The sequence below is a fragment of the Staphylococcus sp. LCT-H4 genome (assembly GCF_001866145.1).
Lineage (GTDB): Bacteria > Bacillota > Bacilli > Staphylococcales > Staphylococcaceae > Staphylococcus > Staphylococcus succinus.
Genome location: NZ_MODY01000001.1, coordinates 955,093 through 970,774 on the forward strand (window position 1 = coordinate 955,093; position 15,682 = coordinate 970,774).

16 protein-coding genes are annotated in these 15,682 nt (G+C 32.5%); 4 read left to right on the forward strand and 12 right to left on the reverse strand.

Annotation, left to right across the window (positions count from 1 at the left end; all coding sequences use genetic code 11):
- Positions 1-3 precede the first annotated feature (3 nt).
- The 5 genes from BK821_RS04355 to BK821_RS04375 form a co-directional block, all read right to left on the reverse strand.
- A complete protein-coding gene (locus tag BK821_RS04355; protein WP_046836947.1) occupies positions 4-474 on the reverse strand; it encodes a DMT family transporter in 471 nt (156 codons plus the stop codon).
- 11 nt (positions 475-485) lie between these two features.
- Complete coding sequence (locus BK821_RS04360; protein WP_046836946.1) at positions 486-917, reverse strand: DMT family transporter; 432 nt, start codon at positions 915-917, stop codon at positions 486-488.
- A gap of 68 nt (positions 918-985) precedes the next feature.
- Complete coding sequence (locus BK821_RS04365) at positions 986-1,303, reverse strand: ArsR/SmtB family transcription factor (protein ID WP_046836945.1); 318 nt, start codon at positions 1,301-1,303, stop codon at positions 986-988.
- A gap of 87 nt (positions 1,304-1,390) precedes the next feature.
- Positions 1,391-1,747 (reverse strand): MmcQ/YjbR family DNA-binding protein, encoded by a 357-nt coding sequence (locus BK821_RS04370; protein ID WP_071331298.1) that lies wholly within the window; start codon positions 1,745-1,747, stop codon positions 1,391-1,393.
- A gap of 228 nt (positions 1,748-1,975) precedes the next feature.
- On the reverse strand, positions 1,976-3,385 hold the full coding sequence (locus tag BK821_RS04375) for an amino acid permease (RefSeq protein WP_046836943.1): 1,410 nt from the start codon (positions 3,383-3,385) through the stop codon (positions 1,976-1,978).
- Between the two features lie 371 nt (positions 3,386-3,756).
- Here BK821_RS04375 and BK821_RS04380 point away from each other — a divergent pair, with 371 nt between their 5' ends.
- Together BK821_RS04380 and BK821_RS04385 are read left to right on the forward strand one after the other, a co-directional pair.
- A complete protein-coding gene (locus BK821_RS04380; RefSeq protein ID WP_119596687.1) occupies positions 3,757-5,292 on the forward strand; it encodes a BCCT family transporter in 1,536 nt (511 codons plus the stop codon).
- A gap of 161 nt (positions 5,293-5,453) precedes the next feature.
- Positions 5,454-6,833: an LLM class flavin-dependent oxidoreductase gene (locus tag BK821_RS04385; RefSeq protein ID WP_046836942.1), complete on the forward strand. Its 1,380-nt coding sequence runs from the start codon at positions 5,454-5,456 to the stop codon at positions 6,831-6,833.
- Positions 6,834-6,996: 163 nt separating this feature from the next.
- Here BK821_RS04385 and BK821_RS13440 read toward each other — a convergent pair whose 3' ends face one another.
- The 4 genes from BK821_RS13440 to bioD are packed head-to-tail and all read right to left on the reverse strand — an operon-like array spanning position 6,997 to position 10,849.
- Positions 6,997-7,677 carry a 6-carboxyhexanoate--CoA ligase gene (locus tag BK821_RS13440; protein WP_071331299.1) on the reverse strand — a complete coding sequence of 227 codons (681 nt, stop codon included), beginning with the start codon at positions 7,675-7,677 and terminating at the stop codon, positions 6,997-6,999.
- A complete protein-coding gene (locus BK821_RS13445; protein WP_071331300.1) occupies positions 7,678-8,802 on the reverse strand; it encodes an aminotransferase class I/II-fold pyridoxal phosphate-dependent enzyme in 1,125 nt (374 codons plus the stop codon).
- A gap of 12 nt (positions 8,803-8,814) precedes the next feature.
- Positions 8,815-10,182 carry an adenosylmethionine--8-amino-7-oxononanoate transaminase gene (bioA, locus tag BK821_RS04400; RefSeq protein WP_046836939.1) on the reverse strand — a complete coding sequence of 456 codons (1,368 nt, stop codon included), beginning with the start codon at positions 10,180-10,182 and terminating at the stop codon, positions 8,815-8,817.
- Complete coding sequence (gene bioD / locus BK821_RS04405; RefSeq protein ID WP_046836938.1) at positions 10,175-10,849, reverse strand: dethiobiotin synthase; 675 nt, start codon at positions 10,847-10,849, stop codon at positions 10,175-10,177. The genes bioA and bioD overlap by 8 nt, the downstream gene beginning before the upstream one ends.
- Before the next feature lie 231 nt (positions 10,850-11,080).
- On the opposite strand from bioD, the gene BK821_RS04410 reads away from it, so the two are divergent.
- The gene (locus BK821_RS04410) at positions 11,081-11,428 is read left to right on the forward strand and encodes a VOC family protein (RefSeq protein WP_046836937.1); all 348 of its coding nucleotides are present in this window, start codon (positions 11,081-11,083) and stop codon (positions 11,426-11,428) included.
- 262 nt (positions 11,429-11,690) lie between these two features.
- Here BK821_RS04410 and BK821_RS04415 read toward each other — a convergent pair whose 3' ends face one another.
- Both BK821_RS04415 and BK821_RS04420 read right to left on the reverse strand, forming a co-directional pair.
- Positions 11,691-12,515: an acyl-CoA thioesterase gene (locus tag BK821_RS04415; protein ID WP_046836936.1), complete on the reverse strand. Its 825-nt coding sequence runs from the start codon at positions 12,513-12,515 to the stop codon at positions 11,691-11,693.
- A gap of 231 nt (positions 12,516-12,746) precedes the next feature.
- Positions 12,747-13,655: a LysR family transcriptional regulator gene (locus BK821_RS04420; protein WP_046836935.1), complete on the reverse strand. Its 909-nt coding sequence runs from the start codon at positions 13,653-13,655 to the stop codon at positions 12,747-12,749.
- A gap of 168 nt (positions 13,656-13,823) precedes the next feature.
- Here BK821_RS04420 and BK821_RS04425 point away from each other — a divergent pair, with 168 nt between their 5' ends.
- Positions 13,824-15,017 (forward strand): MFS transporter, encoded by a 1,194-nt coding sequence (locus BK821_RS04425; RefSeq protein ID WP_071331301.1) that lies wholly within the window; start codon positions 13,824-13,826, stop codon positions 15,015-15,017.
- 197 nt (positions 15,018-15,214) lie between these two features.
- Here the strand turns inward: BK821_RS04425 and BK821_RS04430 are convergent, their stop codons facing one another.
- Complete coding sequence (locus tag BK821_RS04430) at positions 15,215-15,589, reverse strand: winged helix-turn-helix transcriptional regulator (protein ID WP_046836934.1); 375 nt, start codon at positions 15,587-15,589, stop codon at positions 15,215-15,217.
- Between the last annotated feature and the right edge of the window lie 93 nt (positions 15,590-15,682).

Genomic DNA, 15,682 nt, shown 5'->3' on the forward strand with positions numbered 1-15,682 from the left:
AAGTTAATTGATAAGCTTTTCTTCTGCACTATTTTTTATATCTGCTTTATATATTAGACGCAATGCAATAATCATAATAATAAGTGCTATAATTCTTTTTAAATCAAAATGGATTGTCATGCCTTCAAACCAACCGAAATGGTCGATAACCATACCCATTGTTAACTGTCCGATAACTGCAGAGATATTAGCTGCTATAATTCCTATTTTAGGGATAGCTACAATAGTTAAAAATAGATAACCTACCCCAAACCATACTGCGCTTAATTGCCATTTGGGTGCATGGAAGAAATCTAAAAAGCTACCTTGTCCAAAAAATAATGTAATAATAAATAAAATAATGCCACCAGTAACAAATGTTAAAAATGCACTTTCTAAAGTGCCTGCTTTTTTACTAAATGATCCATTAACTGCTGACTGTGTACTCAGTGTAATACCAGCAATGAGTGTTACGATTACTAAAATAAACTGCATGTTTGATCCTCCTAATAAATTAATGTGAGCGCGATAATCATTAATATGATAGCTACTATTTTTTCGATTCTTAGTGGACGTTTTTCGCTACCTAATAATCCGAAATGTTCTATAATAGCACTCATAATCATTTGCCCAACAACAACACTGCCCATCGCTAATCCGACACCGATTAGGGGGATGCTAATGACTAATACAGTTAAGTATATGACGCCTAGAGCACCGCCTGTTAATTCCCATTTTGGGGCTTTAATAGTATAAGAAAGTGAGCCTTTGCCTAAAAATAATAAAGCGATGCCTAATATAATAGAGCCAATTGAAAAATTATATAAACTACTTTCTAACTTTCCGATGTGGTCACCTAAAACTGCATAAATGGCACCTTCTGTACTTAAAAATACACCTGCTATAATTGCGATAATATAAAACACAAACTTGTTCACTGAATACCCTCATTTCTTTAATTCTTCATTTCGCGAATTAACGAATTACAAAACATAAAAAAAGACTTCTAAAAGTCTTTTTTTATTAATTCGGCTAACTCATTTAAAGTAGATTCATTTCTACGATAATATGTCCATTGACCATGTCTTTCTGATTCTAATAGACCCGCTTGTTGCATCATTTTTAAATAATGAGAGACTGTTGACGCTGACATATTTGCTTTTTCTTGAATATCTCCGACACATACGCCACCTTTTTCACTTAAATTTTTATTTAAATGCGAACTAGGTTTTTCGAAATGCTCTAATGGATTTTTAAGCCAAACTAATATATCAATCCGTGTGCGATTACTCAAAGCTTTAAAAATATCTACTAAATTTTCCATACACGTATACTATTCGATAATATTCGAAATGTCAAATTAAAGTTTTTTAAAATCTTAACTTTTTAGTTTTTTTAATAGAATGAGGAATTAGGAAGTTAATGCAAAGCTTTCTGCTATCAACTCTTGAATTTCATGTAAGTTATCTATTTCGCTTAAATTAATGCTAATCCAATTAGATTTATCCATATGATAAGCAGGATAAATACCTTTTTTCTTGCGTAAAGGTCCAATAAATTCTTTAGGTGCTTTTAAATTCAATATATCAATTTTTTCATTGCCAACTAAGTTTAATTTATTCTTTGAAATATCCATAATTAAACCAAACCATTTACCGTTATTATGATGTCTTAGTACAGCATAATTTGGGTATTTTTCCCAAGGATAGTCAGGAAGTATATTATAACTGGCTTTAGCTAAATCAAAGATTTGTATTCTGTTTATCATTATTTTAACCACCTTAATATATGTTCATATTTAATGTACCCTAGAATGTCAGAAACATATACATTTCCGCTATAGTAATTAAATAAGGCTAAACCATTTTAGCGTGTGTATATATGCGCGGAAGTGTCGATTGAAAAGTAATCATTCATAATAAAAAACAGCTAAAATGATCATCAGATTTTAGCTGTTTGCTTATGTTTTAGTATACGTATAATGATAGGTGAATGATTAATCGATTGTTTGATTAGAAGTCAGTTCCTTATTTGTTTCTAAGGCTAAGTTTTTAAGATTGTTCTTTTTTCTTTTAAAACGTAAATACATCAAGGCAGTAGCAATGAGCCAAATAGGTAAGAAGTATACTGCTTTTCTTGTATCAGATGAAAAGAACAATAAGACAAATACAAAAAAGAAAAAGGCTAGAACCAAGTAGCCAGAATAATGGCCACCTTTTAATTTGAATTTGTTGTGTTGATGTTCTTTTTTATTAGAACGTGCATATTTAATGTAAGATATAACGATTAGAACCCATACGACTAAATATAATACTGTGGAAATACTTGTGATATAAATGAATAATTGCATAGTATTTGGAAAAATAAAATTCAACATTACTGCAATAAGCAGTATAGAAGTTGAAATGAACATGGCAATATGTGGAACACCATGTTTATTTGTTTTTTTCATAATAGACGGTGCTTGTTTATCATGGGCTAGACCATATAACATACGGCTATCTGAAAAGATACCACTATTGGTAGCTGACGCCGCTGCTGTTAAGACGACAAAGTTAATAGCGCTAGCCGCAAATGGAATACCAATGAGCGCAAACACTTGTACAAATGGACTGTGATCAGGCGAAATACGGTTCCATGGTGTAATCGACATGATGATAATTAATGAACCTACATAAAACAGTAATATTCTGATAGGTACACTGTTAACAGCACGTGGAATTGATTTTTGTGGGTCCTTCGTTTCGCCTGCTGTAACTCCGATTAATTCAATACCAATAAATGAATAGACGGCCATTTGGAATGACATTAGAAAACCATGTGTACCATGTGTAAACACGCCATTTTCATATAAATTAGAGAAGCTTGCTGTAGTATTATCACTTTTAATACCTAGGAAAATAAAGGCTAAACCTACGATGATTAAGAGAACGATAGTGATAATTTTAATCATTGAGAACCAAAATTCTATTTCACCAAACAATTTGGCACCTAATGAATTAAACGCCATTAACAATAGCACGATAAATAGTATCGTTAGCCAGTTAGGTATTGCTGAAGACCAATAACTCACGTAAGAGCCCATGGCAGTTAGGTCTGACATACTTGAAGTAATCCAACTCATCCAATAAGTCCAACCAATGAGAAATCCTGCATATGGTCCTAATTGGTCATTCGCAATATCTACGAAAGATTTATACCTTGTATTACTAAGTAAGAGTTCACCTAGACCACGCATGAACATAAATAACACTACACCGATAATTAAATAAGTAATGATAATAGATGAACCAGTTAAAGAAATCGTTTGACCTGAACCTAAGAATAGTCCAGTACCAATAGCGCCCCCAATTGCAATTAACTGAATATGTCTATTACTTAATCCCCTTTGAAGTTGATTTGACATGAAATGACTCCCTTTGTTTGCAAAGATGCTAATGTTTATTGTCCATATTATTTGAATTGTCAGCATATTGCAAATTTTAACTAATATTTATTTTATTGAAATGCTGTTTTAATTAATAATTATTTAAAATTAATTATTTTCATAAATTTAAGTGTAATATTACTTCGTTGGATGACTAATTAAAATGCAGCTACCGATATAGGTATAGCTTAAGTTAGTTACGTTTTATACATTAAATCACTTTTAATACTAAAATGTGTTGACACGTATATATATGTATTGTATTCTTTTTAAAACATAGTAAATCAATCGGAATACTTAGATTGTTGGTCTTTCTATATGAATATGCATTATATTATTGAATGAGTAGTATGTCTATTTTAAAATGCCATAAACGTGTGAAAGGGGACAATGTGAACATCATAAAGTACAATTTTGTTTTTATAACATCCATTAGTATCTGTGTTGTGTTTATAATATTTGGAGCATTATTTACGAGGCAATTTGAAGCAATTACAACAGCGTTAACCAATTCTATCTCTATACAGTTTAGTTGGTATTATCTCATCTTAGTAGTAATATTTTTAATTTTATGTCTCATTTTATTATGTTCTAAATATAGTAACATCACGTTAGGACAAGAAGGTGAGCAACCAGAGTTTTCTTTAGTTTCATGGTTCTCAATGTTATTTTGTGCTGGTATGGGCATGGGATTAGTATTTTGGACAACGACCGAACCAATCAGTGATGCTTTCCTATTATCACCTGAACATAAGGAAGGTAGTAAAGGGGCAATTGAAGCAGCGTTACAATATTCATTTTTTCATTGGGGTATACATGCTTGGGCAGTATACTGTATGGTAGCATTGATTTTCGCTTATTTCAGTTTCCATAAAGGATATCCGGGTTTAGTGAGTGCCATGTTAAAGCCATTATTAGGCGAAGGAAATTTACAAAAATATGTAGGTAATTTAAGTGATATATTAGCAGTCATAGCTACAGTTACTGGTGTTGCTGCTACATTAGGTTTTGGTACAGCACAAATTAATAAAGGATTAAATTTTTTATTTAACGTACCATCCAATTTATTTATACAAACACTCATTATCATTCTTGCTACGATAATCTTTACAATATCAGCTTGGTCAGGAATTAATAAAGGTATTAAGCATTTGAGTAACATCAATATGATTTTGGCAATCATGATTTTAATTGCAGTGTTTACAGTAGGTCCGACACTTTACATACTTAATATGTTTACCAATTCATTAGGTAATTATTTGTCTCATTTTATTGAAATGAGTTTTAAATTATCCACGAATTCAGAAGATAAACAATTTTCTTGGATGAAAAATTGGACGATATTTTATTGGGCATGGTGGATATCTTGGTCACCTTTTGTGGGTATTTTTATTGCTCGAATTTCAAAGGGACGCACAATAAAGTCTTTTATTTTAGGGGTCTTACTTGTACCTTCAATGATATGCTTTGTATTCTTTGCTGTATTTGGTGCATCGGCAATTTATTTACAAGAAAATCATATAGCCAAGATATCTAAGTTTGACACTGAAACTGCAACGTTTGGCGTGCTTGAACACTATCCAATGGGTTTCATATTAAGTATACTTACCATTATTGTTGTAGCGATATTTTTTATTACTTCTGCAGATTCGGCAACGTATGTATTAGGAATGTTAACCTCTAAAGGCTCTATTACACCTTCTGGAATTGTTAAAGTAAGTTGGGGTATTATACTAGCATTATTTGCAATTATCATGTTTTATACTGGTGGGTTACAGTCAATTCAAAATTTAATGATTATTACAGCGTTACCGTTTTCCGTAATTATTATTTTAATGATATTCTCTTTCTTTAAAGTGTTACGTAACGATAATAAAGAAATGTAAGATAGTAGAAAATAATTTCAGTGAATTATACTAGATCAACCTGAAAGAAATTTAAATACAGGCTATAAAATCTGAAAATTCTGACTTTTTATTTTGGATTTAAGAGTCATTTAGCACTATATATTTGATGAATCGTCATTCAATTAAAGGGGGAAGTATATATGACAAAAAAACAAATACATTTTAATGGTTTTATACAAAATTCACCATCACCTTATTCTTCAGGCTTATGGAAACATGAGAGAGATACGGGCACTAATCATAATGGTTTGAAATATTGGATTAATATTGCTCAAACCCTAGAACGTGGGAAATTTGATTCAGTATTTATTGCAGATGTACTGGGTGCGTATAATGTTTATAATAACTCTTATGATACGGCGGTTAAACATGCAGTTCAATTACCCTCACATGAACCAACAGCTATCATTTCGGCTATGGCTGCTTTTACAGAGCATATTGGATTTACACCTACAATTTCGACGACATATGCACACCCTTATAGTCTAGCAAGGCAACTATCTACATTAGACCATTTGACGCAAGGGCGTATGGGTTGGAATGTAGTGACTTCATACTTAGAAAGTGAAGCGGTAAACTTAGGGTTTAAACAGCGTTTGTCTAAAGAAGAACGGTATAATCGTGCTGATGAATTTTTAGAAGTTGCCTATAAACTATGGGAAGACAGCTGGGAAGAAGGAGCGGTTGTGAAAGATAAAGTAAATGACACATATGCTGAACCTAATAAGGTACATGATATTCACCATCAAGGCGAATATTTTGATATATCAGGTCCACACCTAGTAGAACCCTCCAGACAACGTACGCCTGTCCTTTTTCAAGCAGGAGCTTCTGAAAAGGGAAAAGCATTTGCTGCTAAACATGCTGAAGCAGTATTTACAAAACATAGTTCTTTAAATGAATTGAAAACGTATATTAAAGATATGGAAAAAAGAACAATACAATACGGCCGTAAAAAAGGAGATATCTTAGTATACCCTATGGTTTTGCCTATTATTGGAAAAACAGAAGCCGAAGCCTATGAAAAATATGAAAAATTAAAAAGTTATGTGAGTCATGAAGGCGTTGCTACACTGTTAAGTGGCCATACAGGAATTGATTTTTCTAGTATTGATCCGGATGAATACGTTGAGAATATAGAAACCGGAGCGATACAAGTCGACCTTGATTACTATGCGAAGGATCCTACACATAAATGGACTTTTAAAGAAGCATTACAAAACCATTGTATTGGAAATGGAGCAGTAAAATTTATTGGTACAAAAGAACATGTCGCAGATCAATTTGAAAAATGGGCTATTGAAGGAGGAGCAGCTGGATTTAATATTACGCAAGGCTATAGTCCGGGAACTTTTGAAGAATTAATAGATGAGGTGGTACCTATTTTACAAAGTAGGGGATTGTATAGATTAGACTATGAAGGTGAAACGCTTAGAGAACATCTCTATGGTAAAGGTAATCAAAGGATTAAAGCAATGCATCCAGCAAAAAATAATAACAGTCATACAATCAAGGTATAAAATTAGTAAATTTAATGAAGTTCTCTATAAATATATGACATAAAAAAGTTTACAGATAGGAAAGTATGAAAATACTCAACCAAGAGACAAGATTATCTATCTAATGTTGTCACTTGGTTGAGTATCGTGGTGCCTGAATGTGAAGAATAAAAATAATTTTAAATCAAGCAAGAATGCGTTTTGGCGTACATTCTAGAAAATGTATATAGTCACTCATATTTAAATTGTCATCCACAAAGATAATTCTGCCACCATGGCGTGTACCTGCTTCTTTTATATTAAATATACGATGATAGCCTAATTGCTTTGTCGCGTAGTAGCCAGTCGTATAATGTACATCGTCAGAAACGCACAATTCACCATATACGCCTTTAAAGTGTGTTGTACATGTTGCGATAGAAATGGCATCTTTAATTCTTTCGCTTAATTTACTAGAGTGTATAGAAGGGAAAGAAAAGTTTGTAACTCGCACACCTCTTTGCCCAGTAGTATCTAATCTTTTTCCAGACTGTGCAGATAGTATAATCGCACCTGTGTATAGCACATCGTTAAAAATATAAGATAATCCTTTTTTCAAAGCTAATGAAGAGACATTGCTTTGTGCTACAATATCTTCCAAGTTTGTTTTGACTTCATTATGTCGTACCAATGAGTGTAAGTGTGTTAAGGGTTGAGTGATTTTTTCTATTTTCAAATTTAGGAAATCAACCTCACCATTCTCATGGTAAAATCCTTTTTCAAAAAACCTTTGAATCGTTGCCGCAATATTTTCTGCTTCACACATTGTTTCGCCACCACTGATATGGTTTTGTTGATAACTAGCCCTCATTTTAATGCTGTACATTCAAACCACTCCCTGGATATAATTTTTAATTAATTTTAAAAGTACATCTATATCTTTCTTACTATGGAAATAAGAAAGTGATATACGTAGGGTTGGGACTTCAACTGTTGGGTATCTCAAAAGGCTTGTAAATAAGCCGTTATCATATAAAAATGTATGTACTTGCTCTGTAGATTTAAGACAGGGTAAAATAATATTTTTTATCGGTGAAAGGGAGTCTACTTGATGATTGAAAAGTACCTGATATTGCTCATTAAAATAACGGCTTAAATCTAACAACTTTTCCCTTCTAGTGTTACAGGTTATAACATATTGAAAATTTGTCATAAGCTGATATAAATTGAATATTGGTAAACCACTTGAATAAATTACAGCGCGCCCTTTGTTGATGATAAGTGTTTTAATGTTTTCAGAACTTAAAATCATCCCTCCATGAGCACCCCAAGTTTTAGACAAACTTGAAGTGAGTATATCAATCCCTTGATAACTATCAAAAAGCTTTAACCCCAATCCATGTGAGTCATCAATGATAAGTAAAGTATTACTATATTTGTTTTTAAGGTTAATTAAATGTTGTAAATCTATGATGTTACCGTTGGTTGAGAAGACACTATCTGAAACGATGAGTTTAGTATGGAATGGGTATTGTTTCAATTGCATTTCCAATGCAGTGTAATCTAGATGTTGATAAATAACCTTGTTTAAGTCACTGAGTTTAATCCCATCTATAATACTCGCATGATTTTTTTGATCTGAAAACACAACCACATCTTCATCTTTAAAAATATTAAAGACTGCTAAGTTTGCATCATATCCACTATTAGTAATGAAACAATCTTCAAAACCAAATGACTGGCTTATAGATTTTTCTAAGTTTGAATAGACAACAGAATTACCACTAATTAATCGGGAACTAGATAAAGTATTACTAAATTGTTTCGAAAATGTCTGAAAATCCTCTAAATTTAAGTTGAATTGTCCAATTCCTAAATAATCGTTTGAAGTGAAGTTGATGTAATTTGTCTTGTTTATGGTAATGTATTTTCCAGAAACTTGAGTTATATTTTTTAAAGTTCTATATGTGCCATCTGCTTTAATGTCGTTTATGATTTTTTGGGTATCCATGCTCAATTACTCCTAATGCTGAGTATCATTTGTTTTACTTAACGTTGATATCAGGACTTTTTTGAAAATATTGGTCATTTTTTTGATCTCTTTCACAGACATATTGAGAACTGGCACGAAGGTGATAACATTTTCTAAATTTCGTATCATTAAGCCCTTTGATTTACACTGACTAATGATTTCTTCAACGCGCTCTATATCTAAGGGGGTTTTATATGCTTTATCTGATACTAATTCAACGCCAAACATTAATCCTCTCCCTCTAATATCTCCCACGTGTTTATGGTCTTTTAATTCAAAAAGTTTTTCAGATAGTATTTTCGACGTTTTTTGAATATGGCTAATCAATTTCTGTTGTTCAAAGAGTTTAATACTTTCCAAGGCCACGGAACATACGATTTGATTTCCTGTATAGGTATGACCATGGAAAAATGTTTTCTCTTCATGTCTATCACTTAAAAAAGCATTATAAATGCGTTGTGACGTTAATGTAGCAGCTAAAGGTAAGTAGCCACCTGTAATTGCTTTGCCTAGACACATAATGTCTGGTTGAACATCTTCATGGTTACATGCAAACATCTCACCAGTTCTTCCAAATCCTACGGCTACTTCATCACAAATAAGCAAGATGTCATATTGTCTACATAAACGTTCAACTGCTTTTAAAAAACCTTGTGGGTGCACAAATAGACCTGTCGCACCTTGTATGAGTGGTTCAATGACAAATCCTGCAATTTCATCAGCTCTAGATATTAAAATAGTTTCAATTTGTTTTAATATAGCTTGCATCATTTCATCTTCATTTTTATAGTTACTTTGATATAAAGAAGGACTCTCTACTTGTATATTTTCAAAAATTAGGTCCTTAAAAATTTTATGAAAACTATCAATGCCACCTACACTTACCGCACCCAATGTATCGCCATGATAACCATTGTGCAAGGTTAAAAATTTATTTTTCTTTGAATATTTATGTTTATCTATATTTTTCCAATACTGGTAAGCCATTTTAATAGCGATTTCTACAGAAGCGCTCCCAGTATCGGAATAAAATACTTTGGTTAACTTTTGTGGCGTTATGTCTATTAATTTCTCAGCTAACTCAATAGAGGGGATATTCGATGACCCTAAAAGTGTTGAATGAGAAATTTTATTTAATTGTTTTTGAATCGCTTTATTTAATTGCTTATTGCGATGACCATGGGCATTAACCCAGAGAGAAGCATAGCCATCTAAGTATCTATTTCCTTTTGTGTCATATAAATAGCTACCTTTACCTTTTTCTATAATGATAGGATCAGTTTTACTATATACGCCCATTTGAGTGAATGGGTGCCAAACGTATGCTAAATCTTTATTTACTAAATCGTGGTTATTCATGGTTTATAGCTCCTTTTAAAGTAGTAATAAATGTTTTAGAAAAATCATTATAAGTAGCGTTTTTTGAGAAAGTATAAACATCTTTCTGTGTAAGTTTTTCAATTGTATGTTTGTTATCTTGTTCAACTGAACTATCGGTATATTGATTCATGATTAATATATTAGACGGTAAATGCATATGACTTAGAAAATGTTGATGGACAATGGCATCACTAATAGCTCCGAGTTGAGATGGTAAAACGCTCAAAACCATATCAGCAGTATCACGTATTAAATCAGCCGTCATATAAAAGCTATTTTCATTTTCATGTATAGGGACGGCAATTCCACCAGCGCCTTCAATTAAGATGACATCAAATTGATGTTCTAAAACATTGAGCTTTGATAATATTTTCGTTTTATCAAATTTTTGATCATTTTCACGTTTAAATGCGAGGTGTGGAGAAATAGGATCTTTAAACTTATATAGTGATGTGACTTGATAATCTAAATGACATTCCCGTTTGTATATTTCTAAATCTGGATATGTGCCGTCATCAAGTTCTTCGGTTTGAAGTGGTTTAAATATACAAACGTTATAACCCTCCATTTTTAATAAGTGATATAGGTGAATCGTTATGTAAGTTTTTCCGATATCTGTATTTGTACTTGTTATAAATATTTTCATAAATGACCTCGCTAATTTAAGAATTTCTATATTTATAATAAAGCTTTTTCACCCTAAATGTAAACTTATTTTTAAAATAAGTTTACATTTAGGGCGATAAATAACTTTGAAATCGTCGTTTAGAAATAATATTTATATGAAATTGATTATATAAGTAGTGATTTTGAGTTGGTTGTATAATCATTGGAAGTGCTATAGTGTGAGCTATATAGATAAAAAGGAGATGTGATGATGGAACTAAAACATATCAATTTAACAGTAGATAATATAGGAGAAACACGTGAATTTTTACAGACTTATTTTGATTTTACGTTAAAGACAGAAGCGGGAAAAAATCCAGAAGTATTGCTCGGGAAAGACGGTTTTATATTAACTTTAATGCAGGGCAAAGACGTGAGCTATCCTAAGACTTTTCATATTGGATTCCCACAAAAGTCAAAAGAAGATGTAGATAATATTCATACGTCGCTCAAGGTAGCTGGTTATAAGGTTCCAGATCCTAAAGTAACACCACATGGATATACATTTTATATCAAAGCACCGGGTAACTTTATGATAGAAGTATTAGCATTTATATAATTGATACATTAATAAAAAACACAGAGCCTTAGGTTAAAAGGAACTGTGTTGATGTTATCAGCGAGTTCTACAACTTTGTGACAGTTTTTGAATATGTTTGTTGCGGACATGCTTCTTTGATAGAGGCAGCACATAATATTAGCTTAAATCTTCAAGTTTGTACCATAGATTGTAAAATATTTGGAGGTTATGGATATTATTCAAAATTTGTATTGTAAGAGTAAAAAAGCTAAAAAGGAAAATATGATTGGTTTATGTGCCTTTATTCTTTGTAATAGACAAATTGAGATGAGGTAGCGAGTAAGTCACCTTTAGGAGACCATATTTCCGCAGTTTGATCAAAAAAGCCATTATGGAATTGATTCGCAGTTGCATGTCCTAACACGACTTCATCGCCATATGTTTGAAGTTGCTTGGAATCAACATGGAAATAAATCGTGAGCGAAATTGTTCCTATAGGCACAATTTGCTTACGACGTACATAAATCCTCGGAAAAAATGCGTCACAAATAGCAGTAAGTGATAGGAAATCGATATTGCGTTTAGGCTCATCATGAATCCATTGTAAAGTCGTAGATGAAGGTACTTCTGTTTGTACATGATGTGAAAATGCTGATGGCAACCCTTGAATAATTTTAATGTCGTATTGTCGTACCCAAGATGGCAGCCCTTTTGAAGAAATTGGATATGCCTCTTCAGGATTGGGCACAGCAGGGAATTTTAGCTCTGTTGAAGACCAAGTTTCTCTTCTTTTTGCAAATACTGCAGTCCCCGTAATGACAATTTCATCATCTTGAAATAGTTCAATAAACCAATGTTGTGTAGCTCGATTTGTTCGAGCTGGGGTAGCTTTGATTTCAAAACTACCATCAGAAACAGGTGCAGCATAATTGATGGTTAAAGACACAGGATCTCCAATATGTTCAGTGTGTTGTAAGACTGCGTTAAGCATTGTCGCCGCAGTGATGCCACCAAAAGGACCTACCATATTAGCATAATGATCTGAAGTGTGACCCAAGTAATGGTCTTCTTTACGAATTAATTGTGTTGCGATATCAAGCGGATGATTTTCTTTGATAGATTTCATAAGCACGCCTCCAGTAATTCAAACAGATATCTTCCTAATTAGTTTATATATAGCCTTAATGTAAAATATTAACCATAGGGGAAGTGATGAAATTAAAGTGTGTATCACAAAAGTATCTAAATGACGTATATAAGCGAGTGACGATTTACATTGAAAATACAGAAATTATAAGTACATTTCTATAATTAGGAATAATAGATTATCACATACCATTTTTAGTTGTGAGTATTATTAATTGTGATTACTTTGAAACATAGGAATCACAGACGATTTTACTAATTCCACAAAAGCATTTACTATTGGAGAGTCATTTTTACTATCCCATACGAGTGCAGTAACAGTCTTAATGTGGCTGTCTGAAATTTCTCGATAAACGACCTCATTTTGTAGTAGGGATTGAATAGAAGATGGAACGATAGCTATACCGATACCTGCAGAAACTAAAGATATTAATGTAGACATTTCTTTAGTCTCCTGTAGGATATGAGGGCTAAATCCAGCTAAGCCACAACTATTAATGACTTTATCATAGTGAAGTTGATTCTCTTTTCTTCCAGTTAAAATAAAAGCCTCAGACGCTAAATCGCTTAGCGTAATAGGGTGTTGCGTTCTAGTTAATGAATGATTGCTAGGTAAAGCTACTACCATTGGCTCTTGTCTAATGATTTCGTAATTAAATAGCGTTGTTTCAATTGGTTCACTAATGATACCAATATCAATAGTTTCATCTTGTAATGCTTTTAATTGTTCAGCAGTGGTAAGTTGTTTTAAGGTTACGTGAATAGATGGATAATGATGTCTGTAACTTTTAATTATACTTGGTAATACATCATAGGCTGCAGAAGCTAAGAAGCCTATTACGATTTCACCGCTTTCGCCTCTATTCACCAAACGTACTGTTTCGATAGATTCGTTTAAGTTTTCGAGTAACTGATAAACTTTTTCTAAAAACACATGTCCCTCTTGGGTTAATGTAACACTTCTTTTCGTCCTACGAAAAAGAGGTACTCCTAGTTCTTCCTCGAGTTGACGAATTTGAAGGCTTAACGGTGGTTGTGCCATATTCAAACGTTTTGCAGCTTTTCCGAAGTGTAACTCTTCTGCTACAGTTTTAAAATATTTCAAGTGACGTAATTCCATTTTCTAACCCCTTCTTAATTTTTTTGATACTTTATACATATCAATTAGTGTATAAATATATATTAGACATATTAATTGGGCGATTGTAAAGTAGAAGCACAGTATTAATTATTTATTTTTAATTGTGAAAATGATTGATGCGAATTATTTTGAAAGAAGGGCTTATCATTGTCATCATCAGTATCTAAATTATGGACTTGGCAATTCTCACTTACTGTTTTAATCACGATAGGTTTTTATTTGTGTTTACAAATGCTTACCGGAGGATTTTCGATTTTTGTTACTAATATTAGTCATAATCCTACAATGGGAGGTGTGATGACCACAGCTTTTATGTTTGCAGCAATAGTTACTCGTCCTATGATAGGGATGCTACTGTACAAAATAAATATCAAAAAATTACTGTGTTTTTCGCTTATTTTTGTATTTATATGTATTGTAGCCAGTTACGATCAAGAAGCAATGCCTCTATTAATTACTATAAGAGTATTAGAAGGTGTTGGATTTGGAGTTACAACTACACTTTTAGCTACGCTTGCCACAAATTTAATACCGCTTGAAAGAATGGGAGAAGGCATAGGTTATTTTGGAATGGCAACAAGTTTAGGAACTACACTTGGGCCTATGATTGCAATTTCTATATTACATACATTTTCATTTCAATATTTACTGATTATTACTATGTTTTTAATTCTATTTTCGATAGTTGCCACTTTATTCATAAAGTATGAAAAATCTGAGACATTAGATGTATATATCAGTCAAAATAAATCTATATTAGATTCTATTTTAGATAAAAAAGCATTACTTCCATGCTTTTTAGTAATGCTTTTTTATTGTACTTATTCAGGAATTGTTAATTTTATTAATGGATTAGGAGCTGAGGCGCATTTAGGAGCTAAAGTATCATTTTTCTTTTTAATACTTGCTATTGTTATTATTTTAATTAGACCTATATCTGGTAAAGTATACGACCAATTAGGACATAAATACTTAATTTATCCAGCGAGTATATGTAGTGTGATTGGACTAGTATTAATTTCCGCTACTCATGGATTGGTTGTTTTTTTCATTGCTGCAATCTTTTATGGAATCGCATATAGTATCATGCAACCATCCTTTCAAGCTTGGGCAATTAATAGAGTCTCAGCTGAGAAAAGGGGTACAGCTAATGCGATGGTTCTTAGTGCAATGGACTTAGGTATGGCATTAGGTGCGCCTGTTCTGGGTAGTGTTGCAAATTTAACTGGATACAGAGGAATGTATAATTTGTCAGTGCTTTTAATTGTGTTACTTGTGGTGATGTATATTAGTAGTCACGTAAAACATACTAAAAATAAAAAGGGCACGTCAGTGAATTAGCTATCACATATTAGTACATGGATGAGTCAAATTATCTTAGTCTAGGAGCATGAGAAACGTAGACACCACACTTATATTACAAGCGTGGTGTCTGTAGTCTTTAGTAGCCGTTTAGGCTATATAATGATGGTTTGAAGATTTATTTGAAAGGTAATGAGCGCCTTAACCTGAAATTTTTCATAATTTCAAGAAGCATGTTAATGAGGTATATTGATATAGTCTTGTTGTGCCAAAGAAACAGATTCACCTTGTTGATGCATTTTTTCAACATGAAACTCGCCCCAATAACAAAGTGACGAAAGAATTTTGCCAAGCGATTGCCCATATTCTGATAGTTCATATTCTACTTTTGGTGGTACTTGATCGTAAACAATACGATTGATGATACCATCTTTTTCTAATTCTCTTAATTGCTGTGTTAACATCTTTTGTGTAATTGTGGGAATAGCGCGTTTTAATGCGGATGTTCGCATTAGGCCATTATTTTGTAAATGACATAGGATGACAGGTTTCCATTTGCCTCCGATAACATCAATCGTTGCTTCTACGCCTATATTATAAGTCTTATTCATAACTCTACCTCCTTGTGGGTACTAAATAGTACCTATAGCACTTTAAAGTGCGTACTTCCTATTGTTATATGTGTAGCTTATATTAACACATAT